Here is a 26,780-nt window from a genome sequence, read left to right as displayed (position 1 = left end):
TCACGCGCCGGCGTCCTCGCTCGGATCCGCAAAGTCCCGCAGCAGGGCGTCGGCGTCCTGGGAAGAGCGCAGCCGCACTCCCCGGTCCCCCGTCACGCCCAGATCGCGGCGCATGGCTTCCCTCATGGCAGCGATCAGAGTCCAGACGCCATGCTGTGCCTCGGCGGCCGACCGCAGGGTTTCACCAGGGCGCGGGTTCCCCTGCTCCAGGCGTTTGACCTGCCCGTAGACCCTGGTCAGAGCGCCGTTCACCTCGCCGGCCGGGGTAACCACCGCGTCAGGCGCGATCATCAGCGCCTCGGACCAGCGATCTCGGTGGGCGTTCTTGGCGGCTTCCAGCGCCTGTACGTCCTCGTCGCCGGGCGTACGGTCCCGCAGCACGTACAGATGGCGGCTCAGCGCCGTGCAGAACTGTCGTGCGTCGCGGTGCAGTTCCGAATAGCAGCGGCGCCGCAGCTCGCGGTTCTCGCGGGCCTCCTGGATGGCCTGGGTCATCTCCAGCTCGCGCCGCTTGGCCCTCTCGGCACCCTGCTGGGTGAGCAACGCGCCCCCGAGCGTGCCCGCCACACCGGCCACGGCTATCAAGACCGCCCCAACGTCCATTGGATCACCCTAGACGGGAGGCATCGCGCAAGTCCCCGTGTGTCATGGGCAGTTCGGCCCACACCGTCTTGCCGTGGGCCGGTGCCTCCGCCACGCCCCAGCGGTTCGCGTACGCCTCGACGATGCGCAAGCCGCACCCTCCCTCCGCGTCCTGCTCCACCGGGGCCGGGACGCGCGGGACCCGGTCACCCCGGGGATCGGTGACCTCGATACGGAGAGTGCGATCGGCTCGCAGTGTCAGTCGCAGCCGGAAGTCCCTGCCCCGGACCCGTCCATGCAGCACGGCGTTGGACGCCAGCTCCGCTACCACCTGCGCGGCGGCCTCGTATGGCTCGCCCCACTCGTCGAGTTGGCGTTCGGTGAGCAGCCGCGCCAGTCGAGCACCCCTTCGAGTAGCGGACAGCTGCACCGCGAAGTGGCGGGTGGGGGCGGTGATTTGGGCGAGGGATTTCTGGCTCATGTCACCCAGCGTGGCCGCACCTCCCTACTCTGAACAGCAACGACCCCGGTACGGAGAGTGACTGTCCGGACGCGTGGCGGGGTCGTACGGCTCGTACGTCAGGAGGGGAAGGCGTGGAGGACGAGGAAGCGGCGGCCGTGCTCAGGACGGTCGGGCGGCAGATCAAGATGTGGCGCGAGGCCGCGGGGCTGAAGCAGACGGAACTGGGCTCGGCTATCGGGTACGGCGAGGAGATGGTTTCGTCCGTGGAGCGGGCGAGGCGAATCCCCAAGCCGGACTTCCTGGACAAGACCGACGAGGCGCTCGGGGCCGGGGGCAAGATCTCGGCGATGAAGAAGGATGTGGAGGAGGCTCGATATCCGAAGACAGTGCGGGACCTGACGAAGCTGGAGGACCAGGCGGTCGAGCTCGGGGCCTACGACAACCATCAGATCAACGGGCTTCTCCAGACGCCGGAGTACGCCCAGGCGTTGTACGCCATGCGACGGCCCGCCTTCACGGAGGACGAGATCGAGCGGCACGTCGCCGCGCGCATGGCACGGAAGGCCGTCTTCGATCGCGTGCCTCGACCGCTCATCACCTTTGTCCAGGAAGAGTCGACGCTACGGCGGCCGGTCGGGGGCAGAATGGTGCTCGGCCAACAGCTCGAACACCTGTTGGAGGCCGCCAAGTTGAGGCACGTTTCGATCCAGGTCATGCCGACGGATCGGGAGGACCGCGCGGGCATGGCAGGTCCGTTCCGGCTGCTGAAGCTCCAGGACGGCAAGGCACTGGGGCACTTCGAGGCCCAGCTGCACAATCGCGTGATCAGCGATCCCCGGGACGTCCAGATCCTGGACATGCGCTATGGAATGATCCGGGCGCAGGCCCTCTCCCCCCGAGAGTCCCTGGCCTTCATTGAGAAAGTTCTGGGAGAAGAGACGTGACCACTGAGCTCGATTGGTTCAAGAGCAGCTACAGCAGCAATGACGGCCCCGATTGCGTCGAGGTCGCCATATCCCCCACCCGCCACCCCACCATCCACATCCGCGACTCCAAGAACAAGGACGCCGCCCGCCTGGCATTTACCGACGGCGCCTGGTCCGAATTCCTGGAGTTCGCGGTGGGACGCTGAGTCTCAGTCCTGGGCGGGGGCCGTTTCAGGGTCAGGAGTCGTGTCGTTCTCCTCGGCCTCCGCTCGCTCCTTCTTCAGAGCGAGTTCCCGGGCCAGGGCCTCCGAGTACAGCCTCATTTCCGCTTCTTTGCGCTCGTCGAACACCGATGCCTCCTTTGAATGCAGGGGTGTTGAGGGTGAAAAAAGGGGGACCGGTCAGGCGGAAGCGCGCTGGAACCGGGAACGGCAGTGGTCCGGGAGTGAGTGTGCCGACTCGTAGCGGGGTTCGTCGGGAATCAGCCGCCGCACCATCGTCATCGCACACCTCCCAAAAACAACTCGACCAGACCACAAGCCTCTTGGCTCAAAGATTACCCCGCCACCACCCGGCAAGTCACGGTCGGATTACATCCGCACACAGCTAATTCGCACGCTGTTCACCCGGCGAGCGCCGACCCAAGTACCGCACGGTCGGTATCCGAAAAGCGTTCCAGTGCCCCGGAGTCCAGTTCGCGGATCCTTTCCACGTCGGCCCGTGCCTCCGTGAGCCGATCCATCGCCGCGAACAGGACGGCCCGGCGGCACAACGCCCACACGTACCCCGGCCGGAGTTCCACCGCCCGGTTCAGGTCGGCGAGTGCCTCCGCGTGGCGGCCGAGGTTGGCGAGGGATGCGCCCCGGCTCGCGTACGCCGAGGTGTAGACGGGGTCCAGGGACAGCGCACGGTCGAGGTCGGCGACAGCCTCCTCGTCGCGGCCCGCGGCGCGCAGGGCGTCGCCGCGTTCGCAGCGGGCCCAGGGCCAGTCGGGGTTCAGGGCGAGGGCGTGGTCGAGGTCGGCCAGTTGGCGTCGGGGGTCGCCCAGCGCGCGCCAGGCCCGGGCGCGGCGGGCGAGCGCCCAGGCGTAGTCCGGCTTGAGGTCCAGTGCCCGGCCCAGGTCGGAGAGGGCAGCGTCCAGGTCTCCGCGGCGTTCGTGCGTGGCTCCCCGGGAGGCCCAGGCGAACTCGTTGGCCGCATCGAGGCGGATCGCCTCGCTCAGGTCCCGGACGGCTTCGGCGTGGTGCCGGGCGAGCCGGTGGTGTTCGCCGCGCAGGGCGACGTACCAGGAGTTGTCCGGCTCCAGCGCGACGGCCCGGTCCAGGTCGGCGATCGCGGCGTCGTCGTCGCCCAGCTCCCTCCGGATTCCGGCCCGGTGACGGTAGGCGACGGCCAGCTCCGGGTCCAGGGCGACGGCCCGGTCGTACTCGGCGAGGGCCTGCGCGTACGCCGCCTGTCCGCGCAGTTCGTCAGCCCGTATGACCCGGGCCCGGGCCTGGGTCGGTGCGTCGAGCACCGTGCGGCCCAGGAGCAGCCCGAGTGCGCTGATGACGCCCTCCGCGTCGAGAGCCGCTGTCAGTTCGGTGCCCCACCCGGCCACCGCCGCCGCGTCCGCGTCCTGGCCCGCGTCCACCAGCACACGCGCCCACTGCGCGGCCACGACCGCACCGGTGTCGCAGGCGTGGACGAAGTCCCGCAGCGCCTGCGGCAGCGCGTCCCGCTCACCGGCGCAGAGCAGGTGATACACCTCGGCCAGGCGCAGGCTCCGCCACGTCTCGTCGGCCCACGGCTCGGCCCCGCCGGCCTCGGTCTCCTCCCGCCAGCCGCCGAACGTCCGCGCCAGGCGCCGCTGCCGCTCGGCCCACCCGCGGGGTGACCTGTTCCGTTCCGCGCGCAGCATCGGCGCCCGTACGACGTCGTGGTAGCGCAGTCGGCCCCCGCCGAGCTCGCCGACGAACGGCATACTCCGCAACCAGGCGTAGAGGGGATCCAGTTGCTCCTCCGGGCAGTCGGTGACCGCCCGGAACACGTCCGCGTCCAGCCATCTCGGCAGCGCGCAGACCAGTGCGGCCGCTCGGCGTGCCGGGTCCCGCTCCCACTTCAGGAAGCGTTCCACCGCCGTGGCGCTCGGGTCGCCCACGTCGTCCGGGTCGGTGGGGCGGGACTCGGCGAGGGTGGAGACCAGGACGGGGAGTCCGCCGGTAAGGCGCAGGACCTCCTCGACGACCGGTTCGGCGGTCACGCCCTTCCCGGCGAGCAGGCCGCGTGCCTCCGCCTCGGTGAAGGGGGACAGTGGGACGTCCGTGATGAAGTCCCTCAGGCCGCCCCAGCGGGCCGTGTCCAGGGGGCGTTGTCCCGCCGTGACCACGACGGTCGTGGCCGGCATGGCGCCGTAGCGGTCGGTGGTCATCGTCTCGTGCAGCCAGTGGTCCAGATACGGGGCCGTCCGCTCGTACGTGTCGAGGAAGAGGGCGATCCAGGGGGCCGAGGGGGCGGCCTCCGAGAGTTCGCGCAGGAGCACTGGTGTGAGCACCTGCTCCGGGGCGAGGACCAGCTGCACGTCCTCGTGGTCGCGCAAGCGGGCCAGCACGCTCTCCCGGACCCGGTCCACTCCGCCCGCGAGTTCGGCGGAGTCGAGCATGCCCACGAGCGGGCCGACCACCGGGACCATCCCCAGCGCGACCATCCCGGCCCGGGCCACCACCCTCCCGCCCGCCGACGGGCCCGCGTCCTCCGCCTGCGCGTCCAGTGCGGCGAGCGCGGCCAGCTCCGCCTCGTGCCGGCGCGCGTCGTGGGCGGCGAGCAGGCGGTTCAGGTCCTTCAACCGACGGCCCTGCGCGGCGAACTGGCGGCTGATCTCCCCCATCACCTCCGGCACGCTGCCGGCGCCGTCGTCCATGTACGCGGTCAGCGCGCCCTGTTCGCGGGCGATCTGTTCCAACTCCCGCAGGAGGAAGGTCTTCCCGACGCCCGCGTTGCCGTGTACGTGGAAGCGAAAGCGGTGGCGTTCGTCGTGCGGAGGAGTTTCGAAGTTGGCCCGGAACAGGGCCCGTTCAGCGGACCGGCCGACGAAACCGGCCCGGGTCCGCTGCCGTATCAGATCCTGCATCGACGGCCTCGCCTGCGCCATCCGTACGCCCCCTCGCCTTGACCGGCCGCTTCCGTCGTCATTCTGTCGCGTCGGCGACCGCCGTTCGGGAAGAATCATCGGCATGGCCACCTCCTCCACATCACGCCGCGGCGCGCTGCCTCTCGCCGCCACCCTGCTCACCGCCACCGTCGCCCTCTACATGGCGCTGGTCGCGTTCGGGAACATCACCGACTTCGGCACCAACCAGCAGTTCGTCCGGCATGTTCTGGCCATGGACACCACGTTCAAGGACGAGGACCTGATGTGGCGGGCCATCACGAGTACGGGGCTCCAGGACGCCGCCTACGTCGCGATCATCGCCTGGGAGACCGTCGCCGCGCTCGTCCTCATATACGGGACCTGGCTGTGGGCCAGACGAGACGACCTGCGCGCCCGGCGGATGTCGACCTACGGGCTGCTGATGGTGATGCTGCTGTTCGGGGCCGGGTTCATCGCGATCGGTGGTGAGTGGTTCTCGATGTGGCAGTCGAAGAGCTGGAACGGGCTGGACGCCGCGACGCGGGCGTTCCTGTTCAGCGGCGCCGTGCTGATCGTCAACCACCTGCCGTCCCCGCGGACGGAGACGACAACCACCTGACCCCGGCCGCTACTTGAGCACGGTCACCGTCGTGCCGACCGTGCCGAACGCCCACAGTGCCGTGCCGTCCGCCTTCCGCATCCTGACTCCGCCCGTCTTGGCGCCTGAGTCGGCGGGAGGCGGCGAGGCGCCGTCGACCGCGTTGGAGAAGGCGACGGAGACGCCGGACTTCGCGGCGAAGTACAGGATGTGCTCGATCTGGACGCCGTCGGAGCCGGTCGTGGCCTCGTTGCGGGACGACACCGTGTACGTGCCGGGGTCGGGGCTGACCGTGCCCGGCCACACGGCGAACGTACGGCGGGTCGCCTCGCTCGCGTCGACCAGCCACACCCGCTTCTCGCCGAGGGAGTAGACGATGCGCCGGCCGGTGCCGGAGCCGTCGGGCACCCGGGCCGGGACGGACGCGGTGGGGGTGGGCTGCGCGCCCGCCGACGCCGAGGTGCTCGGCTTGGCCGAGCCGGCGGTGGGGTGCGGGCCCCGGTCCGCCTGCACGGCCAGGACCGTCACCGCGGCTATCGCTCCCACGGTCAGCCCGGTCACCCAGGCCCACGAAGGAAGTCGGGCAGGCACGGGCACGCATCTCCTCAGTCACGGGACCCCGCGGAACGGGGGTTCCGATCATCGTACTGCGAGAGCGTTGTTCCCCAGGCGGCTCAGGGGCCGTCGACGGCCTTCCGGACCGGTACGGGGCCGGTGCCGGCTCCGTGGACGGTGTAGCGCGGAGTGCGGACGGGGGCCGGGTAGGAGAGGTGCACGAGCCGGGTCTGCTCCTGCCGCATGTGGGTGAGCGACTCGAGGATGTAGCCCACGAGCAGGACGAGCGCGGCGATGGTCATGATCGCGGCGGCGAGGATCGCCGTGGGGACGCGGGACACCGTGCCCGTGCGGACGAACTCGGCGATGACGGGGCTGCCGAGGACGACCGAGATCAGGGCCAGGACGCCGGCGATCACGGTGTGGACGAGAGAGGGGCGCTCGCGGCGCGCCAGGTCGAGGATGACGCGCAGGATGCGCCAGCCGTCCCGGTAGGTGCGCAGTTTGCTCTCGCCGCCGGCGGGCCGGACCCGGTAGTCCACGACCACCTCCGCCGTGGGGAGACGGAGGTGGAGGGCGTGGATCGTCATCTCGGTCTCGGTCTCGAACTCCCGGGCCAGCGCCGGGAAGGACTTCACGAAGCGGCGCGAGAAGACCCGGTAGCCGCTGAGCATGTCGGTCACGTCGTTGCCGAACAGGGACCGCACCGCCCCGGTGAGCAGTTTGTTGCCGACCGCGTGTCCGGCCCGGTAGGCGCCGTCGTCCGTCACCCGGCGGGCGCCGACGACCTGGTCGTACGGCCCCTCGAAGAGCAGGTCCACCAGTTCCCGGGCGCGGCCGGCGTCGTAGGTGTCGTCGCCGTCGATGATGAGCAGGGCGTCGGCGTCGATGTCGGCGAAGGCGCGGCGGATGACGTTGCCCTTGCCCTTGCGGGGCTCCTGCCGGACGATCGCGCCCGCCGCACGGGCGACCTCCACGGTGCGGTCGGTGGAGGCGTTGTCGTAGACGTAGACGACGGCCTCGGGGAGGGCCGCGCGCAGGTCGCGGACCACTTTGCCGACGGCCGCCTCCTCGTTGTGGCACGGCACGACACACGCGATCGTCGGTTCCACGACCACTCCCCACTCCTCGACTGAGCCGGTGTCGAATAGTCACATATGGGTAAATCATGCGGTATGCGCGCGTCCATGAGGCGGGGGCGCGCCGGGTGGCTACTCTCGCTCTGTGCCGGTTCTCGCCTCTGTGACACGTTCCGTCCGTGATGCCGTACGGGGTATCTGGCGCGAGGCCGCCAAGTTCTCAGTCGTCGGGGCCCTGGCCTTCGTCGTGGACAACGGCGGCTACAACCTGCTGGTCTTCGGGCTGCCCGGCGGCGCGCAGGGCGGGCCGATGGGGGCCGCTCCCGTCCAGGCGTCCGTCGTCGCGACGGGTGCCGCCGCGCTGTTCAGCTGGGCCGGGAACCGCTACTGGACCTACCGGCACCAGCACCGCGAGAAGATGGCCCACGAACTGGGCCTGTTCCTCGTCGCGAACGGTTTCGGTCTCGCCATCACGGCGGGCACGGTCTTCGTGTCCCGGCAGTTGCTCGGGCTCGACTCGGCCCTCAGCGACAACACCGCCCGCATCTTCGGCTGGGTGCTCGCGACCCTGTTCCGCTTCTACGCCTACCGGCGTTACGTCTTCGTCGCACCCTGAGCCGTTAGCATCCGGCATATGGGACAAATGCCATGGGTGCCGCGTGCGCAGCGCTGGGTCTGGGGGCTGGCCGCCGTCGCCGCGGTCTGCTGCCTGGCCACGACCCTCGTCTTCACCCCCGGCTACCTGAGTCCCGACAGTCTCGACCAGCTCCGGCAGGCCAGGGGGCAGACGCCGCTGACCGACTGGCATCCGCCCTTGCTGAGCCTGGTGTGGCGTGCGCTCATCGCGGTGACCGGCTCGATCGCGTCCATGGTCGTGCTCCAGGCCGTTCTCTTCTGGGGAGCGCTCTGGGTACTGGCCTGGTGCGTCTGGGAGCTGACCGCGAGCCGCGGCGGTTCGCTCGCCGTACTCGGCCTCGGTCTGGCTCCCTTCGTGCTGACGTTCGTCGGGGTGGTGTGGAAGGACGTCCACGTGGCGGTCGCACTGCTCGCCGCGTGCGCGGTCGCGCTCACCGGGCTGCGGCTGCGGGACCACCGGCCTCCTCGTCCCGCCGTGCGGTGGGGGCTGCTCGGGCTGGGCGTGCTGTTCCTCGCGTACGCCATGCTGGTGCGCAAGAACGCCTTCTTCGCCGCGCTCCCCGTCTTCGTCATGCTGGTCCTCGCCCTGTGGCGCGCTCCCGGACGCCGTACGTGGGTGACGTGCACGGCGGCGCTCGTGGCCGCCCTCGTCGTACCGACCGTCGCCATCTCCCTGTTCGCGCGGCCTCTCGGGACGAAACAGGCCGCACAGATCATGCTCGACGACCTGGTCCACGTACTGAAGGTGGACGCGCTCCGGACGGCGGACGTGCCACCAGGTCTCAGGGACCGGCTCGTGGCCGCCGCGCAGGAGTGCGAGCGCGTCGGGGCCCTGTCGGACGCCTACTGGGCCTGCTACGAACGGCCGGCGGACGGGCTGCGCGGGGACTCGGGGGAGATCACGTCCCTGTGGCTGCGCGAGATGAGCGGGCATGTGCCGCACTATCTCCAGTACCGGCTGCGGCTCTTCACGACTCTGCTGTTCGAGACCGACGATCCGTACAAAGCGGGGGTCAGCCGCAACGACCTGGGCATCGAGGTGGCGCATCCCCGGCTGGAGGACATGCTCGGCACGTACGTCAACGGCATGGTGACGGACGTGCGGTGGCTGTTCCGCGGGTGGTTCTGGCTCGCCGTCGCGCTGGTGCTGGCCATCCGCCCGGGCAAGGGCCGGTTTTCGATGCCGGTCCGGGCGCTGGGCATCAGCTCGGCGGCCTACATCCTCGGCTATCTGCCGATCATGCCCGCGACGGACTTCCGCTACGTCTACTGGCCGGCGATCGCCTGCACGCTCGGCCTGCTCCTGCTCTGGCTGGGCCGGGGCACGGCTCTCCCACCGCCGAAGAGCCCCGGCGCCGCGCCCGACCGTGCCGTGACGGCACAGCAGCCGGCGGACACCGGGGGCCGGTAGACCCCTCGGTCAAGAACCGGCAGCAGCGCCGGCAGATGCCCGTCCGACGCCTTAGCCGCCCTGCGGGACCCCACCCACGGGGTGTTCCGACGGCTTCGCCCGACGGGACCGCGCCATCGGCTGAACCGGGACACGGCGTCCCGCCGTCATCGGCCCCCGGGACCAGAGCCGGTCGCACGGTGACGGCGCAGCAGCCGTCGGGCGCCGGGGCGAGTAGACGGCCTCGCCCCGCCGCTCAGTCCAGCACCGGCAACAGCTCCGGCAGATGCCCGTCCGACGCCTGCGCCGCCCGCTGCCGCTCCTGCGGGACCTCCCCGTACAGGGTGTTCCGGGGTTTCGCCGGGCGGCCCGCGGCGTCGGCCACCGCGATGAGGTCCTTGACCGACTTGTAGGAGCCGTACGAGGAGCCCGCCATGCGGGAGATCGTCTCCTCCATGAGCGTCCCGCCGAGGTCGTTGGCACCCGAGCGGAGCATCTCGGCCGCGCCCTCGGTGCCCAGCTTCACCCAGCTGGTCTGGATGTTGGGGATGTACGGGTGCAGCAGGAGCCGGGCCATGGCCGTGACCGCGCGGTTGTCCCGCATGGTCGGGCCGGGGCGGGCGATGCCCGCGAGGTACACGGGCGCGTTGGTGTGCACGAACGGCAGCGTCACGAACTCGGTGAAGCCGCCGGTGCGCTGCTGGATGCCGGCGAGGGTGCGCAGGTGGCCCAGCCAGTGGCGGGGCTGGTCGACATGCCCGTACATCATCGTCGAGGACGACCGGATGCCCAGCTCGTGGGCCGTCGTCACGACCTCGATCCAGTCCGCGGCGGGCAGCTTGCCCTTGGTGAGGATCCAGCGGACCTCGTCGTCGAGGATCTCGGCGGCGGTGCCCGGGATGGTGTCCAGGCCCGCCTCCTTGGCCGCCGTCAGCCACTCGCGGATCGACATGCCGGTACGGGTCGCGCCGTTGACGACCTCCATCGGCGAGAAGGCGTGCACGTGCATGCCGGGGACGCGTTCCTTCACCGCCCGCGCGATGTCGAAGTACGCCGTGCCGGGCAGGTCCGGGTGGATGCCGCCCTGCATGCAGACCTCCACCGCGCCGACGTCCCAGGCCTGCTGGGCCCGGTCGGCGACCTGGTCCAGGGACAGGGTGTAGGCGTCAGCGTCCGTGCGGCGCTGGGCGAAGGCGCAGAAACGGCAGCCCGTGTAGCAGACGTTGGTGAAGTTGATGTTGCGGGTGACGATGTAGGTGACGTCGTCGCCGACGGCCGACCGGCGTACGTCGTCGGCGATCCGCGCGAGGGCGTCCAGGGCCGGGCCGTCCGCGTGCAGCAGGGCCAGTGCCTCGTCGTCGGTGAGCTTCGTGGGGTCGTCGGCCGCGGTGCGCAGGGCCTGCCGTACGTCGGTGTCGATGCGCTCCGGTGCCATGCCGGGGGCGGCCGCCTCGCGCAGGGCGCCCCAGTCGCCGTACACCTCGTCGAAGTCGTCGCGGCGGTCCGAGCTGCGGCCCTCGCTGTCGATCGAGGTGTGCAGGTCCGTGCGGCCGGAGGCGACGAAGACCTCCTCCGGCTCCTGCCACGGCAGGCCCTGCGGCAGGGCCTCGGGGCGGGCCAGGCCGGTCTCCGGGTCGGCCAGCGCCGCCACGTGCGGACGCAGCCGCGGGTCCAGCCAGGGCTCGCCGCGCCGCACGAACTCCGGGTACACGCAAAGACGTTCCCGCAGTACGAAACCGGCCGCGCGGGACTTCTCGGCGAGCTGGTCGATCTGCGGCCAGGGGCGCTCGGGGTTGACGTGGTCGATGGTCAGCGGGGACACCCCGCCCCAGTCGTCGATGCCGGCGCCGATCAGCCGCTCGTACTCGTCGTCGACGAGGTTGGGCGGGGCCTGGATGCAGCCCGAGGGACCCATGAGGAGCCGGGCGACGGCCACCGTGGCGACCAGTTCGTCCAGTTCCGCGTCGGGCATGCCGCGCATCGCGGTGTCCGGCTTGGCGCGGAAGTTCTGGATGATCAGCTCCTGGACGCCGTGGTAGGCCCGGGAGACCTTGCGCAGCGCGAACAGGGACTCGGCGCGCTCCTCGTAGGTCTCGCCGATGCCTATGAGGATCCCCGAGGTGAAGGGCACGGAGGAACGCCCGGCGTCCTCCAGCACCCGCAGCCGCACGGCGGGCTCCTTGTCGGGAGAACCGTGATGCGGACCGCCCGGCTCGGACCAGAGGCGGGTCGCGGTCGTCTCCAGCATCATGCCCATGCTGGGCGCGACGGGCTTCAGCCGCTGGAAGTCGGTCCAGGACATGACGCCCGGGTTCAGATGGGGAAGAAGGCCCGTCTCCTCCAGAATGCGGACGGAGATGGCGCGGACGTAGGCGAGGGTGTCGTCGTAGCCGTGCGCGTCGAGCCACTCGCGCGCCTGCGGCCAGCGGTCCTCGGGCTTGTCACCGAGGGTGATGAGGGCTTCCTTGCAGCCCAGGGCGGCGCCCTTGCGGGCGATGTCCAGCACCTCGTCGGGGGACATGAACATCCCGTGGCCCTCCCGGCGCAGCTTGCCGGGGACGGTGACGAACGTGCAGTAGTGGCACTTGTCCCGGCACAGCCGGGTCAGCGGGATGAAGACGCTCTTGGAGTACGTGATGACGCCGGGCCGGCCGGCCGCCTCCAGACCCGCGTCCCGCACCCGGGCGGCCGAGGCCGCCAGGTCCTCCAGGTGCGCGCCCCGGGCCTGGAGCAGGACGGCCGCCTCGGCGACGTCGAGGGAGACGCCGTCCCTGGCCCGTTTCAGGGCGCGACGCATGGAGTTCTCGGTGGGTCCGGTTCCGGAGGTCGCGGAAGTCGTCATCCTTCGAGCATACGATCGCGCTGATCAACTCAGCCGAGGCCCGTCAGTGGAAGGCCAGCCACCCGATGCCCAGGGCGGACACGAGGCCGCTGAGGGCGACGGCGAGGGGCCTGTGGCGGTGCAGGGTGAACCAGACCAGCGCGGCGGTCAACAGTACGGCGAGCGTGCCGATCGCTCCGCGCAACAGGCCTTGGCTGTAGCCGTATTCGGCGAAATGCCGCCCGAGCCACGCTAACCAGGCAATCCTCATGACGCTGTGCTGCTCCCCCCGTGCGCTCCGCCGAGTTGTCAGGTACCTGGAAGATAGCGCGTCAGCCCGTCCAGTGCCTTCAGCACCTCCGCCTCCCCCGCCGGCGGCAGTTGTGCCACGACCTCCTCGATGCCCAGGTCCGCGTAGTGGGCGAGCTTGCCCGGGGTCGGGTGGACGGCGTACGGGACGACGTGCAGGCCCTCGGGGTCGCGGCCCGCCTCGGTCCAGGCGGTGCGCAGCTGCGGCAGGGACTCGGAGAGGCCGCGGCCGCCGATGGGGAGCCAGCCGTCGGCGTATTCGCAGATGTGGGCGAACAGTTTCGGCCCTGCGGCGCCGCCGACGAGCGTGCGCGGGCCGACGACCGGGCCGCGCGGCTTCTGGACGGGCTTGGGGTGCGCGTGGCTGGCCCGGACGCCGCCGAACTCCCCCTCGTACGCGACCGGTTCCTGCGACCACAGCGCCCGCATCAGCGCCATCCGGTCCCGGACCAGCTCGCGCCGGGTGCGCCACCGTACGCCGTGGTCGGCGGCCTCCTCGACGTTCCAGCCGAAGCCGAGCCCGAGCGTGAACCGGCCGCCGGACAGGTGGTCCAGGGTCGCGACCTGCTTGGCCAGGTCGATCGGGTCGTGCTGGGCGACGAGCGTGATGCCCGTGCCGAGGCCGAGCCGCTCGGTGACGGCGGCGGCCTGGCCGAGCGCCACGAACGGGTCGAGGGTGCGGCCGTACTCGCGCGGCAGCTCGCCGCCCGCCGGGTACGGGGTGGTCCGCTCGACGGGGATGTGCGTGTGCTCGGGCAGATACAGCCCGGCGAAACCGCGGTCCTCCAGGTCGCGGGCGAGCCGGGTCGGGCTGATCGTCTCGTCGGTGAGGAAGATCGTTACGGCGATGCGCATGAGCTATCTCTACCCGAGGGTCACTCGACTGTCCATACCGACCGGTCGGCATACTCTGTCTGCATTCTCAGGTGACAGTCGCGAGCGCCGCATAGCCGGCGCCGGCCTCAGCGGTGGCCCACAGCAGGGCGGCGACCGCGCTGTAGGGCGCGATGCGGTGGTAGGGCAGGCGGGTGGCGCCCGCCAGGTGCGGGGTGAGCGTGCGGAGCACCGGAACGAAGCGGGCCAGGAACACGGCTTGGCCGCCGCGGCGGTCCATCCGGGTCTCGGCGTTCCGCCAGGCGGTGGCCGGGACCCGGCTGCCGAGGCGTCCCGTGCGCAGGCGGTCGCCGAGCAGGGCTCCGGTGCGGTGGCCGAGCAGGTCACCGACCACCGCGGCGCCCGCCGTGACCCCGACGACGAGCGGCAGGCTCAGATGCCCGGTGCGGGCCAGCGCCCCGGCCGCCAGCAGCAGGCCGAGGGTGGGGACGAAGGCGCCGACCAGCAGGACGGACTCGGCCAGGACCGCCGCCACCAGGACCGCGTAGGCGGTGGTGGCGGGGACGTGGCCGAGGAGGTCCGAGGGGACGGTCACCGGCGGGCTCCGGTGACGTCATGCAGCGCGTCCGGCGCGCCGCGGTGCGGGCGCCGCAGCTGCCACACCCTGGCCGGGGGCAGGTTCGCCCACACCGACCAGCGGCCGGTGGCGTACCGGCGTCGGTAGGCGGCCATCACCTCCTCGACGGCGTGGTGCCGGCGGGCCTCCGTGCGGGAGGACAGCAGGGTGCGGGCCTGCCGGGTGCCCCGGTAGGCGAAGTAGGTGAGGGTGCCGCCGGGGTGCAGGAGCTCCAGGTACCGGGCCATGATCGTTTCGGCCTGGCCGGGGGTGAAGTTGGCCAGGGGCAGGCCGGAGACGATCACGTCGTAGCGCTGTTCGCCGGGCAGGTCCTCGACGTAGGAGCGGTGGACCCGGACCCGCTCGGGCTCCCCGGCCAGGAGGGGGTGCGTGTCGACGAGGCGGCGCAGCCGGGCGGCGAAGCGGGGGTTGGCCTCGACGACGTCCAGGCGGCTGCCGGGCGGCAGCTGCGGGACGAGGGCGCGGGTGACCGCTCCAGTTCCGCCTCCCGCCTCCAGGACGGTCAGCGACCGTGGTGCGAGGGCGCGCAGCGGCTCGGTCAGCGCACGGGCCAGGGCCTTGCCGCTGGGGGTGACGGCGCCGGTGGTGCGCGGATCACGGGCCGCTTCGGTGAGGAACGTCCAGTCCATGGTTCGGGAATCCATGGTTGCGATGTTAGGAAGCAGCCTGAGCCCGGAAGTCCTTCGTTGTGGGGCGGCTGTCCCCTACGAAAGTAGGCGGTGGAGGGCGACCGAGGTCGGAGGCCGGACATGCCCGGCCCGCCTAGGATCCGGGGGGTGATGCGGAGAGTGAGCCTGCCGTGGGGCACCTACGGGCGCTGGTGCCTGGTCGCGGTGCTGACCGCCCTCGCCGTGCTGAACGGCGCCTCCACCGCCGGCGGCCGGTACGTCACGCCGGCCACGGTCACGGCGGTCCTGTGCGGACTGGCCCTGCTGGTGCGCCGGTTGCCCTGGTACGCCGCCGCCCTGCCGGCCACCGCGGCGACCGGGCTGTGGGGATGGCCGCTGCTGCCGCTGCTCCTCCTCGCACTGTTCGACCTGGCGGCGCACCGGCGTGCCCGGATCGCGGTGGGCTGCGCCGCGGCGGCGCTGGGCACCAACCTGCTCATCCCCCCGGCGATCTCGCTGTGGACCCCGCAGCAGTACGGCTCCACCCTGTTCGTGCTGCTGGCCCTGGTCGGCGGGCTGTGGGTGGGCAACCGCCGCCGGCTGCTGACGGCGCTGGGCGACCAGGTCGAGCATCTGCGGATCGAGCGGGAGTTGCGCGAGGAGGCCGCCCGCGCCGCCGAGCGGTCCCGGATCGCCGCGGAGATGCACGACGTACTGGCCCACCGCCTGAGCCTGATCGCCCTGCACACGGGCGTCCTCGCGACCCGCGACGAGCAGTTGCCGGCACCGGTCGTGGAACGCCTGGCCCTGCTGCGCACCGCCTCCACCGAGGCCCTGGCCGACCTCCGCGACGTCCTCGGAGCCCTGCGCGACCCCGGCTGTGAGCCCGCCGAGGCCGCTCCCGTCCCCGTCCTGCGCGACGTGGACGCACTGGTCGAGCAGGCACGGGCGGCGGGGCAGCAGGCCGCGCTGCGGGTGGAGGGCCGGCCCGAGCAGGCTCCCGCCGCCCACCGGCTGGCCGTCTACCGGCTCGTCCAGGAAGCGCTGACGAACGCCCGTAAGCACGCCGGGGGCGCCCCGGTGCGCATCCAGCTCTGCTACCGGCCGCCCGCCACCACCGTGGAGGTCACCAACGCCCCCGGCAGCCCGGCCGCACACGCCGTCGCCTCCGGTTTCGGGCTGGTCGGCCTGCGTGAGCGCGTCACCGCCCTCGGCGGCCACCTGCACGCCGGACCCGGTGGGGCCGGCAGCTGGCGGCTGGCCGCCCGCATCCCGCACCCCGCCGCCCTCGGACAGAACGGCACCCCCACATGATCCGCGCCCTGATCGCCGACGACGACGCCCTGGTCCGCCTGGGCCTCACCGACCTCCTCGACGGCGACCCGGGGATCGAGGTCGTCGCCCAGGCGTCCGACGGCCTGCACGCCGTCGAACAGGCCACCGCGCACCGCGTCGACGTCGCCCTCGTGGACGTCCGGATGCCCCGCATGGACGGCATCACGGCCACGGCCCGGCTGCGCGCCCTGCCCCACCCTCCGAGGGTGATCACGCTGACCACCTTCGATCTCGACGAGTACGTCTACGACGCCCTCGCGGCCGGGGCCGACGGCTTCCTGCTGAAGGACACGGACCCGGCCGAGATCCTGCGCGCCGTCCACCTCGTCGCCGCCGGCTCGGCGATGCTCCACCCCAGCGCCGCCCGCCGCCTCATCGACCGCCACCACCGCTCGGGCGGCCCGCAGGCGACCGCCGCCCGCGCCCGGCTCGACCGGCTCACGCCCCGGGAACGCGACGTGCTGACCCTGCTCGCCCAGGGCGAGACCAACGCCGACATCGCCGACCGCCTCGGCATGCGCGAGAGCACCGTCAAGGCCCACGTCAGCCGCATCCTCGCCGCGCTGGAGGTCACCAACCGGGTGCAGGCGGCCCTGCTGGCCCGCGACGCCGGGCTCACCGCCTGAACTCCCCGTCCGACCCGGCCTGTTCGGCTGCTTCCCGCCCCCGGATTCCCTTCCCTTACACGCCGGTTCACGGCTGAATACAAGGGTTGCACGCACCACCCCTGCACCACCCATGCCTTGTCACCGACGACACCTGGGGAGCAGCAGCATGTGCGAGGACAACCACGGCGGGCTCGGCCGGCGCGCTCTGTTCGTGACGGGAGCGGCCGCCGCGCTTACGTTGGGAAGCGTGAGCTTCGCTTCAGCGGCCGACGGGAACCAGGACGACGGGGACCAGGAGAGCAGAACGGTGCGCGGCACCCTGCCGCCCGGCTCCCCGGACTTCGTGTACGTGCCCGTCGAGGTCCCGGCCGGGGTCCGGGAGATCAAGGTCGCCTACACCTACGACCGCCCGTCCGTCCCGGCCGGCACGACCGGCAACGCCCTCGACATCGGCATCTTCGACGACCGCGGCACCGAGCTCGGCGGCCGGGGCTTCAGGGGCTGGTCGGGCGGGGCACGCACGGAGTTCTTCATCCGCGCGGACCAGGCCACGCCCGGCTACATCCCGGGCCCGGTGCGCGAGGGCACCTGGCACATCGCGCTCGGCCCGTACACGGTCGCCCCGCAGGGCCTGTCGTACGAGATCACGATCACGCTGACGTACGGCGAGCCGGGCGAGGCCGTAGCGCCCGTGTACCCGCCGGACCGGGCCAGGGGCCGGGGCCGTGCCTGGTACCGGGGCGACTGCCATCTGCACTCCTGGTATTCGGATGGCCGTCGCACCCCCGCCGAGATCGGGGCGCTGGCGCGGGCGGCGGGGCTGGACTTCATCAACTCCTCCGAGCACAACACGCACGCGTCGCACGCCCACTGGTCGGACGTGGCCGGGGACGACCTGCTGGTCATGCTGGGCGAGGAGGTCACCACGCGCAACGGCCACGTCGTCGCGCTCGGCACCGACCCCGGCACCTTCGTCGACTGGCGCTACCGGGCCCGCGACAACCGCTTCGGCCGTTTCGCCCGCCAGATCCGCCGCGCCGGAGGCCTGGTCGTCCCGGCCCACCCGCACGCCACCTGCGTCGGCTGCAACTGGAAGTTCGGCTTCGGCGAGGCGGACGCGGTCGAGGTGTGGAACGGCCCCTACACGCCCGACGACGAGGTGGCCCTCGCCGACTGGGACAGCATGCTGGTGGCGTCCGTGCGGGACGGGCGCGACTGGATCCCGGCGATGGGCAGCAGCGACGCCCACCGCGACCCGGACGCCGTCGGGCGCCCCCAGACGGTCGTCCTGGCCGACGACCTGACCCGCCGGGCGATCCAGGAGGGCATCCGGGCGGGACGGTCGTACATCGCCGAGTCCGCCAAGGTCGAGCTGTCGTTCCGGGCGTCCGGCGCACGCGGCGAACACGCGGGCATCGGTGAGCGGTTGCGGGTGGACCGCGACACCCCGGTCACCGTCCGCCTGGAGGTCACGGGCGCCCCGCGCTGCACGGTCCGCTTCGTCACCGACCAGGGCGTGCTGCACACCAGCGCCCCGCTGCCGGTGTCCGGCTCGGGTGTCGTCGAGTGGCGGACGACGCCGTCCTACGCGGCGTACGTACGGGCGGAGCTGCGGCACGAGGCGGCGGCGGGGCCGGTGCCGGGGGTGCTGGCGGCGTTCACGAACCCGATCTTCCTGGGGCGCGCCGCCGGGTGACTCCGGCGATAGCGATGTCAGGTCCCGTCCGGGTCCGCCCGGCCCGCCAGGTCGGCCACCACCGCCGCGTGATCCGACGGCCACACCCCGTCCACCGGGCCGTCGCACGCCCGCCGGACGTCCCGTACGCGGCCGAGTCCGCCGGGGCCGGGCGGGCCCACGTGGATGTAGTCGATGCGCACGCTCGGCTCGTGGGTCTGCGCCACGTACGGGTTGGCCGCGTCCCAGGTGGCCGAGGGCGCGGCCGGGTCGGCGTACTCCCAGGCGTCGAGCAGGACCTGGCCGGGCGCGGCCGGGGCGGTCTTGTAGCCGCCGATGAGACGGATCTCGTCGGAGTCGGGCCAGGCGTTGAGGTCGCCGGTGACCACGGGCGGGAACGGGGTGTCGCCGCGGTGCCGGGCGACGAACCCGGCGAGCGCGGCGACCTGGCCGCAGCGGACCGCGGAGGCGTCCGGGGCGGAGGCGAAGTGGGTGGTGAAGAAGGGGATTTCGTGGGTGGGGCCGGCCAGGCGGGCGTAGAGGGCCAGCCGGCCGTCGTTCACGTCGGCCGGGGCGGGCAGCGGCAGCACGTCCCGGTCCACGACCGGCCATCTGCTGAGCACGGCGTTGCCTATGTCCACCGTGGGGTCCCCGATCCGCCGCCGCCAGCGCTCCGGGGCGGGCGAGGGGGCCCAGGCGCAGTGCAGGCCCAGCTCACCGGCCAGCCACTCGGCGAGGTTCTCGCCGTCGGCGGCCCACACCTCCTGGAGGCCGACGACGTCGGGGCGCAGCTCCCTCAGGGCCGTCAGAATCGCCTTCTGCCGTGCCTGCCAGGGCCCGAAGCGCCACCAGAGGTTCCAGGTCACGATCCGCATCCGCAGCCACCCGCTCTCGTCCCGCCGCGTCAGGGATCATTGAAGCAGGAACCATTGAAGAAACCGTGAGAGCTTGGTGCGAAGGAGACCCCCGACGATGTCACGCCTCACCGACCTGAGGTTCCGCGCCGCAACGTCCTTCCAGCGCCGCATCAACCCGCTCATGCGCCGCCTCCCCCTCCAGACGGTCCTGGAGACGAAGGGCCGCGTCTCGGGCCTGCCCCGCCGCACACCGGTGGGCGGCCGTCGCGTCGGCGACTCCTTCTGGCTGGTGTCGGAGTTCGGCGAACGGTCGCAGTACGTGCGCAACATCAAGGCCGATCCTCGGGTGCGGGTGCGGATCCGGGGGCGGTGGCACACGGGGTCCGCGCACCTGCTGCCGGACGACGACCCGGTGGCGCGGCTGCGCCGGCTGCCCAGGTTCAACGGCCTGGGGGTGCGGGCGTTCGGGACGGATCTCCTGACCGTGCGGGTGGATCTCCGGAAGACAAAGGGCTCGTGACGCTCGCTGCCCGTGTGATCCCCGGTAGGTCAGCCGCCCGTGGTGGCGAGCTTTGCCGCGAACCCGAGGAAGAGGGCGCCGGCTCCGCTGGTCAGCCCCGCCGAAAGGCGTCGCCGGCGGCGGAACTGGGTCGAGAGGTAGGTGCCGCCGAGGATCAGCAGGGTCACGTAGCTGACGCTGATCACCTGGTAGATCAGCGCGAGCAGCCCGAAGGACAGCGCCGGGTGCGGATAGGACGGGTCGACGAACTGCACGAAGAAGGAGATGAAGAAGAGGATCGCCTTCGGGTTGAGCAGAGTGATCAGCAGCGACCGGCGGAACGGCCGCTCGCCGTCCTGGGCGCCCTCCGGCCCTTCGGCCGGTGCCGCCGCCTTGCGGGTGCGCCACATCTCCCATGCTCCGCGGATCATCCCGAAGGCGATCCAGGCCAGATAACCGGCCCCCGCGTACTTGATGACGGAGAAGACGAGTTCGTTGGCGCGCAGCAGCGAGGAGAGCCCCGCGGCGGTGAGCAGCATCAGCAGGGTCTCGCCGATGAACACGCCCGCCGCGGCCCTGTAGCCGGTGCGCACGCCGCGCCGTGCCGCCACGGACAGCGTGTAGAGCGAACTGGGCCCCGGAAGCAGAATGATGAGAAGTGTCCCCAGGGCGTAGGTGGAGAGGTTGGAGACTCCCAGCATCTGCTGCTCCCTTCGAGGCGGCTCACGGCTCGTGGCGGCTCACCGCTCCTGGCGGCTCACGGCTTCCCGGCGTTGAGCGTAGTCCCCGGTGGGAGAGGCGAGTGAAGTTTTTTCCCCGGCGACCTCCTACCCCGGCCAGACGATCGCCTGCACCTCGCTGTAGGCGTGCAGGGCGTACGAGCCGACGTCCCGGCCGACCCCGCTCTTCTTGAAGCCGCCGAAGGGGGCCTCCATGTTGCGGCCCACGGTGTTGATGCCGACGCCGCCGGCGCGCAGGCGGCGGGCCACCCGGAAGGCCCTGGCCACGTCGGACGACCAGACGTAGTCGATGAGGCCGTAGTCGGTGTCGTTGGCCAGGGCCACGCCCTCCTCCTCGTCGTCGAAGGGGATGACGACCACGACCGGGCCGAAGATCTCCTCGCGGGCCACGCGCATGTCGTTGGTGCAGTCGGCGAGGAGGGTGGGGGTGACGTAGAAGCCGGTCGGCAGACCGGGGCGTGCGCCGCCCGTGACGGCCACCGCGCCTTCCTTTCGGCCCAGTTCGACGTACGACTCGACCCGGTCCCGGTGTGCCGCCGAGATCACCGGCCCGACCACCGTGTCCGGCTCCCGGGGATCTCCCACCTTCAACCGGCGTGCGTACTCGGCCAGTTGCCCGACCAGGCGGTCGTGGATCCCGCGCTGCGCCAGCACCCGGGTCGGTGCCGTGCAGATCTGGCCGCTGTAGAAGGAGAAGGTGGTGCCGATCCCGGCGACCGCAGAGCCGATGTCGGCGTCGTCGAGGACGATCGCCGCGCCCTTCCCGCCCAGCTCCATCAACTGCCGCTTCATGTCGCGGCCGCACACCTCGGCGATGCGCTGCCCGACCGCCGTGGAGCCGGTGAAGCTGACCATGTCGACGTCCGGTGACGCCACGGCCGCCTCACCGACCTCGGTCCGTGCGCCGCTGACCACGTTCACCACACCCGGCGGCACACCGGCGGCCTCCAGCGCCTGGGCCATCCGGTAGACCGACAGCGGATCCTGGGGTGCCGGCTTCACCACGACCGTGTTGCCCATGGCCAGGGCGGGGGCGATCTTGCCGGCCGGGTTGGCCCAGGGGTTGTTGTACGAGGTGACGCAGGTGACGACCCCGACGGGCTGGCGGACGGCGAGTGCGCCCATGACGGCCGCCCCGCCCATCGGACCCGCCTCGTTGATCTGCGGCGGGATCGCCCACTCGGCGGGCTCCACGCGCGCGTAGCGCCAAAAGCGCGCGGCGGCGACCCCGACCTGCATGCCGCGTGCGGTAGCAGTGGTCGCGCCGGTCTCCGCCCGGGCCAGCTCGGCGTACGGCACGAGACGGTCCCGGATGATGTCCGCGGCGCGGGCGAGGACCGCGGCCCGCTCCTGCGCAGGCGTGGCCGACCACGGCCCGAAGGCCTCGCGGGCCGCGGCGCAGGCCGCGCGCACCTGATCCCGCGAGGCCTCCGGCGCCCACCCGACGGTCTGCTCGGTCGCCGGGTCGATCACCTCGTAGTGCCCGCCGTCCGGCTCCACCCAGGAGCCGCCGACGAACAACGCCTGCCGTGCCGTCACCTCGTGCTCACCGTCTCCGTATCCCGGCCGGAGCGCAGCACACGCCCCGGCACGGCACCCGTCACCACGTCGTCGCGGATCGCCTCGACCCCGTTGACCCACACGGCCCGTACACCGAGCGCCCGGGAGTCCAGCCGCGGGCTGTCACCCGGCAGGTCGTGCACCAGGGTGGCCGGGCCCGCGTCGATCCGCTCCGGGTCGAACAGTACGAGGTCCGCGTGCCAGCCCTCCCGGACCTGCCCCCGCTCCCGCAGGCCGAAGAGCCGGGCCGGGTCGTCGGTCAGCATCTTCACGGCCTGCTCCAGAGCGACCAGCTTCCGGCCGCGCAGACAGTCCCCGAGGAACCGGGTCGTGTACGGCGCCCCGCACATCCGGTCCAGATGCGCACCCGCGTCGGACCCGCCGAGCAGCACGTCCTCGTGCTGCCAGGTCTGCGCCCGCAGCGCCCAGGACGCCGGGTCGTTGTCGGGCGGCATCGGCCACAGCACCGTGCGCAGCTCGTCGTTGGCGCATATCTCCACCAGGCACGCGAAGGGCTCCTGGCCGCGCTCCTCGGCGATGTCCTTCACGACCCGGCCGGTCATCCCGGCGTTCGCCTCGCTGTAGGTGTCGCCGATGACGTACCGCCCGAAGTTCGCCAGCCGCCGGAAGACGCCCGCCTCCTTGGACCGGGCCCGCCGCAGCATCTCGGCCCGTACGTCCGGGTCGCGCAGCTTCTTGATCCGCTCGGGCACGGGCAGCCCGAGAATCGGCCCCCACCCGGGGATGAGGTTCAGCGCACAGAAAGTCCCCAGCGACATGTTCATGGGCGTGAGGATCGGCATGGTCAGGGCCACGACCCGGCCGCCCGCCTTCCGTGCCTGCTCACTCGCCAGGAGCTGCCGGGGCACCCGCTCGGGCACGGCCGCGTCGATGGTCAGGACGTTCCAGTTCAGCGGCCGCCCCGCCGCAGCGCTCATCTCCACGAACAGGTCGATCTCCGCGTCGCTGAACTGATCGAGACAGCCCGCGACGATCGCCTCGATCTGCGTGCCCTCGTGCTCCCCGACGGCCCGCGACAGCGCCAGCAGCTCGGCCGGTTCGGCATGCCGGGAGGCGACCGGCTTCCCGTCGCCGTCGGAGTGACTGGTCGACTGGGTGGTGGACAACCCCCAGGCCCCGGCGCCCATGGCCTCCCGCAACAGCCCGACCATCGCCGCCAGTTGCTCCCCGGTCGGCTGCCCCCCGATGGCCTGCGGCCCCATCACGTACCGCCGCAGCGCACAGTGCCCCACCATGAACCCGGCGTTGACGGCGATCCGCCCCTCCAGGGCGTCCAAGTACTCCCCGAAGGAATGCCAGTTCCATGGCGCTCCCTCCTCCAGCGCCACCAAGGCCATGCCCTCGACCTTCGACATCATCCGCCGCGTGTAGTCGGCGTCCTCCGGGCGGTCCGGGTGCAGCGGCGCGAGCGTGAAACCGCAGTTCCCGCCGGCGACGGTGGTGACCCCGTGGTTGAGGGAGGGCGTGGCGTACGGGTCCCAGAAGAGCTGGGCGTCGTAGTGGGTGTGGGGATCGACGAAGCCGGGGGTGAGGACGAGGCCGTGCGCGCCCTCGACCGACAGGGCTTGCTCGGTGATCGCCCCTACGACGGCTATACGCCCGTCCCGTATGCCGACGTCGGCGGTGTAGGCAGGCGCACCGGTCCCGTCCACGACGGTCGCGCCCTGGATTACGTGATCGAGCATTGGGCTCACCTCCTGATGTGCGGTGGGACGAGTTACCTAGGGCCTGTCGTTTGGATCACGCCGCAGACGCGGGGTCTGGCACGCACCGAGCAGAACAGTCGCTTCCCTGCGACCTGATCCAAACGACAGACCCTAGGGGCGCGGGGAACTGCGCGACCTGCCACACGCCACCCGCACTCGCCACACGGCCCGCACCCCTACGGCGATTACGCGCTCTGTCGGAAACGGGACGTCCGATGCACAGGATCCGTATCGATTTTCGGAATCACGTGCTCCCCGACCAGCCGAATCGTCTGCAGGGTCTCGTCCCTCGGCACCCCCACCGGCAGCCCGAAACTCAACTGGTCCGCCCCCGCCTGCTCCCACCGCTTGCACTGCGTGAGCACTTCGTCCGGATCCCCGCAGATCAGCAGCTCCTCCTCGATGAGGACCTCCACGAACTCCTCGGTGTACTCCGGCAGCGTTTCCGGCCACACCGGAAATCCCTCGGGCCGCGGGAACGTGTCGTGGTACCGGAACACCAGCGACGGCAGATAGTGCAGCTGCCCGTTCGCCGCGATCCGCACCGCCTCCTCGTGCGTCGGCGCACAGATCGCCGTGGTCGTCACCATCACGTTGTCGTTGACGAAGTCACCGACCGGCTCGGCATCCACGATCGCCGTCTTGTACTGCTCCAGCACCCACTCCATGTCGGAGACCTTCTGCACGCTGAAGCCGAGCACGCCGAGCCCCTTCTTCGCGGCCATGGCGTACGACGGCGGCGACCCGGCCGCGTACCACATCGCCGGGTGCGAGCCGCCGTACGGCTTCGGCAGGACCTTCCTCGGCGGCAGCGACCAGTGTTTGCCCTGGAAGCCGACGTACTCGTCCTGGAGCCACATCTTGGGGAACTCGGCGATGGTCTCTTCCCAGATCTCCTTGGTGTGGTTCATGTCGGTCACACCCGGCATGAAGCCCAGGATCTCGTGCGACCCGGCACCCCGCCCGCTGCCGAACTCGAACCGCCCCTCGCTGAGATGGTCGAGCATGGCGACCTTCTCGGCGACCTTCACGGGGTGGTTGACGGGGGCGAGCGGGTTGAAGATGCCCGAGCCCAGGTGGATCCGCTCCGTGGCGTGTGCCAGGTACCCGAGGAAGACGTCGTTGGCGGAGAGGTGCGAGTACTCATCCAGGAAGTGGTGCTCGGAGGCCCAGGCGTACTTGAAGCCCGACTTGTCCGCCTGGATGACGTACTCGGTCTCCTCCATCAGCGCCTTGTGCTCGGCGAGCGGGTCGGTCTCGGCCCGTTTGCCCACGTATCCCTGTACGAAGACCCCGAATTCCAAGGAGATTCACCGCCCCACGGTCAGTTCTGACGATCCGTCAGATACATGGCTCCGACTGTTCCACCGCTCCCCGGGAGCGTCAATAGCTGATGGCCCGTCAGTCCGGGCCGGGGCTCAGACGAGGCTCACGCCCGCCAGCCACCCGCCGTCGATCACGAACGGCTGCCCGGTGATGTAGGAGGAGTCCTCGCACGACAGGAACAGGGCGAGCCGCGCCACCTCCTCCGGCCGCCCGACCCGCCCCAGCGGCACCAGCTTGCGGTACAGCCGGTCGAGCCCCCTGGCCGTCTCCTCCGGGTCGGCGTCCGGGTCGAGCCGGGCCGGGTTGGACATCGCGGTGTCGATGGCGCCCGGGCAGACGGCGTTGACGCGTATCCCCCGCCCGGCCAGCTCCAGCGCGGCGACCCGGGTCAGGCCGACCACGGCGTGCTTGCTGGCCGCGTAGGCGCCCACCGCCGCCATCCCGGTCAGGCCGGTGTACGAGGCGGTGTTGACGATCGTGCCTCCGTCGGCCATCTCGGGGGCGACGGCCCTGATGCCGAGGAAGCAGCCCACCTGGTTGACCTGGACGACCCGCATGAACTCGTCGAGGGGCGTGTCGAGGAGGGAGTTGAAACGCAGGATGCCGGCGTTGTTGACGAGCCCGTCGACCTGGCCGTACGCGTCCTTGGCGGCGGCGACGGCCGTCTGCCAGTCGCCCTCCCGGCCGACGTCGAGATGGACGTACCGGGCGCCGATCTCCTTCGCGAGGGCCTCGCCCTGCTCGTCGAGGACGTCCGCCACGACCACCCGGGCGCCCTCGGCCGCGAACAACCGGGCCTCCTGCTCGCCCTGGCCGCGCGCGGCGCCGGTGATGATGACGACCCGTCCGTCGAGCTTGCCCATGGCAGCCCCCTTCGCGCGGTGGACACGGTGGATTCCGCATCGTACCGAGATACCTGACGGTTCGTCAGATGCAAGTCCTGGACGTTGCTGAGGCGATTCTCACGTAACCCGCGAGTAGGGATGTTTGACCCTGTCGGGGGCGGTCGGGAACTTCCAGGATCTGGCCCATGGCCAAGAGAAGACTGAAGAACAGAAAGATCAGGATCGTCGCGATCGGATCGGCCCTCGTGACCGGCGGTGCCGTGGCCACGGTGCTGCTGCCGTCGGCGAACGCCGCCGACGAGAAGACACCCGAGCAGATCATGACGATGTGCCAAAGGGCCAAGGTGCTCAACGGAAAGCAGCAGTCGATCTCCGATTTCGGCGGCCACCCCATCGCCGGCCCGAGTTTCGCGTCCGACAACTGCGATTTCGTCGAGACGAAGTTCGAGACCTTCGACGGACCGGCCGAAAAGGCCTCCATCGACTTCCCGAACTGCGAACCGAACGCCACCGAACCGGCGAAGGTGTCGGTCACCTGGCAGGCGACCGCCGCACAGGGGCAGGGCAAGTCCACCGTCACCCAGCAGGGCGGCGGCGGAGGGCTCTTCGGAGCGCTGAGCGGATCCTGGCTCAAGCACAAGGGCACCCTCGACATGACCGTCAAGTCGGCGACCGCCGGTGACACGGAACAGCGGGAAGTCCCGGTCGGCAAGGTGCTCCACATGGAGTTCACGCCGAAGATGCAGCGCATGACGGGCGAATGGCGGGTGCGGATCGACGCCCGTGAGGCGACGACCGTCACCAACGCCACCGAGGAGCAGAACTTCGTGGCATCGGAGGTCGTCGAGGGCCCGGTCGTGCTGCCGGGCGCGGCCGGTGCTCCGGGTGTCGTGGACGGCACCTCCAAGGCCGTACTGACCGACTGCTGACATCACGGCCCTCCGACCGCCCACTTCCTATCCCCCACAGGAGTCTCAATGACCAAGTCAAGCCGCTTGCGTGACCGGCGGGGCGGAGGTGAGTGCCCGGTTGTCACGCAGGAGTGCCCACAGGACGCTGGC

General features: G+C 71.4%; 27 protein-coding genes. 10 read left to right on the top strand and 17 right to left on the bottom strand.

What is annotated here, in order from left to right:
- Positions 1 to 603: a hypothetical protein gene (locus ACIBNA_RS31845; RefSeq protein WP_399168647.1), complete on the bottom strand. Its 603-nt coding sequence runs from the start codon at positions 601 to 603 to the stop codon at positions 1 to 3.
- A gap of 4 nt (positions 604 to 607) precedes the next feature.
- The gene (locus ACIBNA_RS31840; RefSeq protein ID WP_399168646.1) at positions 608 to 1,063 is read right to left on the bottom strand and encodes an ATP-binding protein; all 456 of its coding nucleotides are present in this window, start codon (positions 1,061 to 1,063) and stop codon (positions 608 to 610) included.
- Positions 1,064 to 1,176: 113 nt separating this feature from the next.
- Here ACIBNA_RS31840 and ACIBNA_RS31835 point away from each other — a divergent pair, with 113 nt between their 5' ends.
- Both ACIBNA_RS31835 and ACIBNA_RS31830 read left to right on the top strand, forming a co-directional pair.
- On the top strand, positions 1,177 to 1,989 hold the full coding sequence (locus tag ACIBNA_RS31835; RefSeq protein WP_399168645.1) for a helix-turn-helix domain-containing protein: 813 nt from the start codon (positions 1,177 to 1,179) through the stop codon (positions 1,987 to 1,989).
- Positions 1,986 to 2,177: a DUF397 domain-containing protein gene (locus ACIBNA_RS31830; RefSeq protein ID WP_399168644.1), complete on the top strand. Its 192-nt coding sequence runs from the start codon at positions 1,986 to 1,988 to the stop codon at positions 2,175 to 2,177. Before ACIBNA_RS31835 ends, ACIBNA_RS31830 begins: the two co-directional genes overlap by 4 nt.
- Positions 2,178 to 2,180: 3 nt before the next feature.
- Here the strand turns inward: ACIBNA_RS31830 and ACIBNA_RS31825 are convergent, their stop codons facing one another.
- Both ACIBNA_RS31825 and ACIBNA_RS31820 read right to left on the bottom strand, forming a co-directional pair.
- Positions 2,181 to 2,321, bottom strand: coding sequence for a hypothetical protein (locus ACIBNA_RS31825; RefSeq protein WP_399168643.1), 141 nt, complete (start codon positions 2,319 to 2,321; stop codon positions 2,181 to 2,183).
- A gap of 272 nt (positions 2,322 to 2,593) precedes the next feature.
- Positions 2,594 to 5,101 (bottom strand): tetratricopeptide repeat protein, encoded by a 2,508-nt coding sequence (locus ACIBNA_RS31820; RefSeq protein ID WP_399168642.1) that lies wholly within the window; start codon positions 5,099 to 5,101, stop codon positions 2,594 to 2,596.
- A gap of 82 nt (positions 5,102 to 5,183) precedes the next feature.
- On the opposite strand from ACIBNA_RS31820, the gene ACIBNA_RS31815 reads away from it, so the two are divergent.
- On the top strand, positions 5,184 to 5,699 hold the full coding sequence (locus ACIBNA_RS31815) for a DUF2165 domain-containing protein (RefSeq protein WP_399168641.1): 516 nt from the start codon (positions 5,184 to 5,186) through the stop codon (positions 5,697 to 5,699).
- Between the two features lie 9 nt (positions 5,700 to 5,708).
- Here ACIBNA_RS31815 and ACIBNA_RS31810 read toward each other — a convergent pair whose 3' ends face one another.
- A complete protein-coding gene (locus ACIBNA_RS31810) occupies positions 5,709 to 6,269 on the bottom strand; it encodes a hypothetical protein (RefSeq protein ID WP_399168640.1) in 561 nt (186 codons plus the stop codon).
- A gap of 83 nt (positions 6,270 to 6,352) precedes the next feature.
- Complete coding sequence (locus ACIBNA_RS31805; protein WP_399168639.1) at positions 6,353 to 7,351, bottom strand: glycosyltransferase family 2 protein; 999 nt, start codon at positions 7,349 to 7,351, stop codon at positions 6,353 to 6,355.
- 124 nt (positions 7,352 to 7,475) lie between these two features.
- Between ACIBNA_RS31805 and ACIBNA_RS31800 the strand changes: the two genes are divergently transcribed.
- Together ACIBNA_RS31800 and ACIBNA_RS31795 are read left to right on the top strand one after the other, a co-directional pair.
- Positions 7,476 to 7,928 carry a GtrA family protein gene (locus ACIBNA_RS31800; protein WP_399168638.1) on the top strand — a complete coding sequence of 151 codons (453 nt, stop codon included), beginning with the start codon at positions 7,476 to 7,478 and terminating at the stop codon, positions 7,926 to 7,928.
- A gap of 18 nt (positions 7,929 to 7,946) precedes the next feature.
- On the top strand, positions 7,947 to 9,359 hold the full coding sequence (locus ACIBNA_RS31795) for a hypothetical protein (RefSeq protein ID WP_399168637.1): 1,413 nt from the start codon (positions 7,947 to 7,949) through the stop codon (positions 9,357 to 9,359).
- A 235-nt stretch (positions 9,360 to 9,594) separates the two neighbouring features.
- Here ACIBNA_RS31795 and ACIBNA_RS31790 read toward each other — a convergent pair whose 3' ends face one another.
- From ACIBNA_RS31790 to ACIBNA_RS31770, 5 genes are all read right to left on the bottom strand, one after another.
- Positions 9,595 to 12,180 carry a bifunctional FO biosynthesis protein CofGH gene (locus ACIBNA_RS31790; protein ID WP_399168636.1) on the bottom strand — a complete coding sequence of 862 codons (2,586 nt, stop codon included), beginning with the start codon at positions 12,178 to 12,180 and terminating at the stop codon, positions 9,595 to 9,597.
- A gap of 43 nt (positions 12,181 to 12,223) precedes the next feature.
- A complete protein-coding gene (locus ACIBNA_RS31785) occupies positions 12,224 to 12,430 on the bottom strand; it encodes a hypothetical protein (RefSeq protein WP_399168635.1) in 207 nt (68 codons plus the stop codon).
- Between the two features lie 38 nt (positions 12,431 to 12,468).
- Positions 12,469 to 13,323, bottom strand: a complete 855-nt coding sequence (locus ACIBNA_RS31780) for an LLM class F420-dependent oxidoreductase (protein WP_399168634.1) — start codon at positions 13,321 to 13,323, stop codon at positions 12,469 to 12,471.
- A 67-nt stretch (positions 13,324 to 13,390) separates the two neighbouring features.
- Positions 13,391 to 13,897: a DedA family protein gene (locus tag ACIBNA_RS31775; RefSeq protein ID WP_399168633.1), complete on the bottom strand. Its 507-nt coding sequence runs from the start codon at positions 13,895 to 13,897 to the stop codon at positions 13,391 to 13,393.
- Complete coding sequence (locus tag ACIBNA_RS31770; protein WP_399168632.1) at positions 13,894 to 14,583, bottom strand: class I SAM-dependent methyltransferase; 690 nt, start codon at positions 14,581 to 14,583, stop codon at positions 13,894 to 13,896. The genes ACIBNA_RS31775 and ACIBNA_RS31770 overlap by 4 nt, the downstream gene beginning before the upstream one ends.
- A gap of 135 nt (positions 14,584 to 14,718) precedes the next feature.
- Between ACIBNA_RS31770 and ACIBNA_RS31765 the strand changes: the two genes are divergently transcribed.
- From ACIBNA_RS31765 to ACIBNA_RS31755, 3 genes are all read left to right on the top strand, one after another.
- Positions 14,719 to 15,861 (top strand): sensor histidine kinase, encoded by a 1,143-nt coding sequence (locus ACIBNA_RS31765; protein WP_399168631.1) that lies wholly within the window; start codon positions 14,719 to 14,721, stop codon positions 15,859 to 15,861.
- The gene (locus ACIBNA_RS31760) at positions 15,858 to 16,508 is read left to right on the top strand and encodes a response regulator (protein WP_399168630.1); all 651 of its coding nucleotides are present in this window, start codon (positions 15,858 to 15,860) and stop codon (positions 16,506 to 16,508) included. Before ACIBNA_RS31765 ends, ACIBNA_RS31760 begins: the two co-directional genes overlap by 4 nt.
- Positions 16,509 to 16,656: 148 nt before the next feature.
- The gene (locus tag ACIBNA_RS31755) at positions 16,657 to 18,186 is read left to right on the top strand and encodes a CehA/McbA family metallohydrolase (RefSeq protein WP_399168629.1); all 1,530 of its coding nucleotides are present in this window, start codon (positions 16,657 to 16,659) and stop codon (positions 18,184 to 18,186) included.
- 17 nt (positions 18,187 to 18,203) lie between these two features.
- On the opposite strand, the gene ACIBNA_RS31750 is transcribed toward ACIBNA_RS31755, so the two are convergent.
- Entirely contained in the window at positions 18,204 to 19,040 is an 837-nt protein-coding gene (locus ACIBNA_RS31750; RefSeq protein ID WP_399168628.1) for an endonuclease/exonuclease/phosphatase family protein, read from the bottom strand.
- A gap of 97 nt (positions 19,041 to 19,137) precedes the next feature.
- On the opposite strand from ACIBNA_RS31750, the gene ACIBNA_RS31745 reads away from it, so the two are divergent.
- Positions 19,138 to 19,542, top strand: coding sequence for a nitroreductase/quinone reductase family protein (locus tag ACIBNA_RS31745; protein WP_399168627.1), 405 nt, complete (start codon positions 19,138 to 19,140; stop codon positions 19,540 to 19,542).
- 29 nt (positions 19,543 to 19,571) lie between these two features.
- On the opposite strand, the gene leuE is transcribed toward ACIBNA_RS31745, so the two are convergent.
- The 5 genes from leuE to ACIBNA_RS31720 all read right to left on the bottom strand — a co-directional run bounded on the left by leuE (position 19,572) and on the right by ACIBNA_RS31720 (position 25,737).
- A complete protein-coding gene (gene leuE, locus ACIBNA_RS31740; RefSeq protein WP_399168626.1) occupies positions 19,572 to 20,222 on the bottom strand; it encodes a leucine efflux protein LeuE in 651 nt (216 codons plus the stop codon).
- 126 nt (positions 20,223 to 20,348) lie between these two features.
- Entirely contained in the window at positions 20,349 to 21,800 is a 1,452-nt protein-coding gene (locus tag ACIBNA_RS31735; protein ID WP_399168625.1) for an aldehyde dehydrogenase family protein, read from the bottom strand.
- On the bottom strand, positions 21,797 to 23,527 hold the full coding sequence (locus tag ACIBNA_RS31730) for an amidohydrolase family protein (RefSeq protein WP_399168624.1): 1,731 nt from the start codon (positions 23,525 to 23,527) through the stop codon (positions 21,797 to 21,799). Before ACIBNA_RS31730 ends, ACIBNA_RS31735 begins: the two co-directional genes overlap by 4 nt.
- Positions 23,528 to 23,733: 206 nt before the next feature.
- The gene (locus tag ACIBNA_RS31725) at positions 23,734 to 24,852 is read right to left on the bottom strand and encodes an LLM class flavin-dependent oxidoreductase (protein ID WP_399168623.1); all 1,119 of its coding nucleotides are present in this window, start codon (positions 24,850 to 24,852) and stop codon (positions 23,734 to 23,736) included.
- A 114-nt stretch (positions 24,853 to 24,966) separates the two neighbouring features.
- Positions 24,967 to 25,737: an SDR family NAD(P)-dependent oxidoreductase gene (locus tag ACIBNA_RS31720; RefSeq protein WP_399168622.1), complete on the bottom strand. Its 771-nt coding sequence runs from the start codon at positions 25,735 to 25,737 to the stop codon at positions 24,967 to 24,969.
- 167 nt (positions 25,738 to 25,904) lie between these two features.
- Between ACIBNA_RS31720 and ACIBNA_RS31715 the strand changes: the two genes are divergently transcribed.
- Positions 25,905 to 26,648: a hypothetical protein gene (locus ACIBNA_RS31715; RefSeq protein WP_399168621.1), complete on the top strand. Its 744-nt coding sequence runs from the start codon at positions 25,905 to 25,907 to the stop codon at positions 26,646 to 26,648.
- The last annotated feature ends 132 nt before the right edge of the window (positions 26,649 to 26,780 follow it).

Origin of the sequence: Streptomyces sp. NPDC050164 (assembly GCF_044459945.1) — a bacterium.
In the GTDB taxonomy this organism is placed as follows: domain Bacteria; phylum Actinomycetota; class Actinomycetes; order Streptomycetales; family Streptomycetaceae; genus Streptomyces; species Streptomyces coeruleorubidus_A.
Note: the sequence above shows the minus strand (reverse complement) of the source record. Positions and strands in the feature narration are given on the sequence as shown.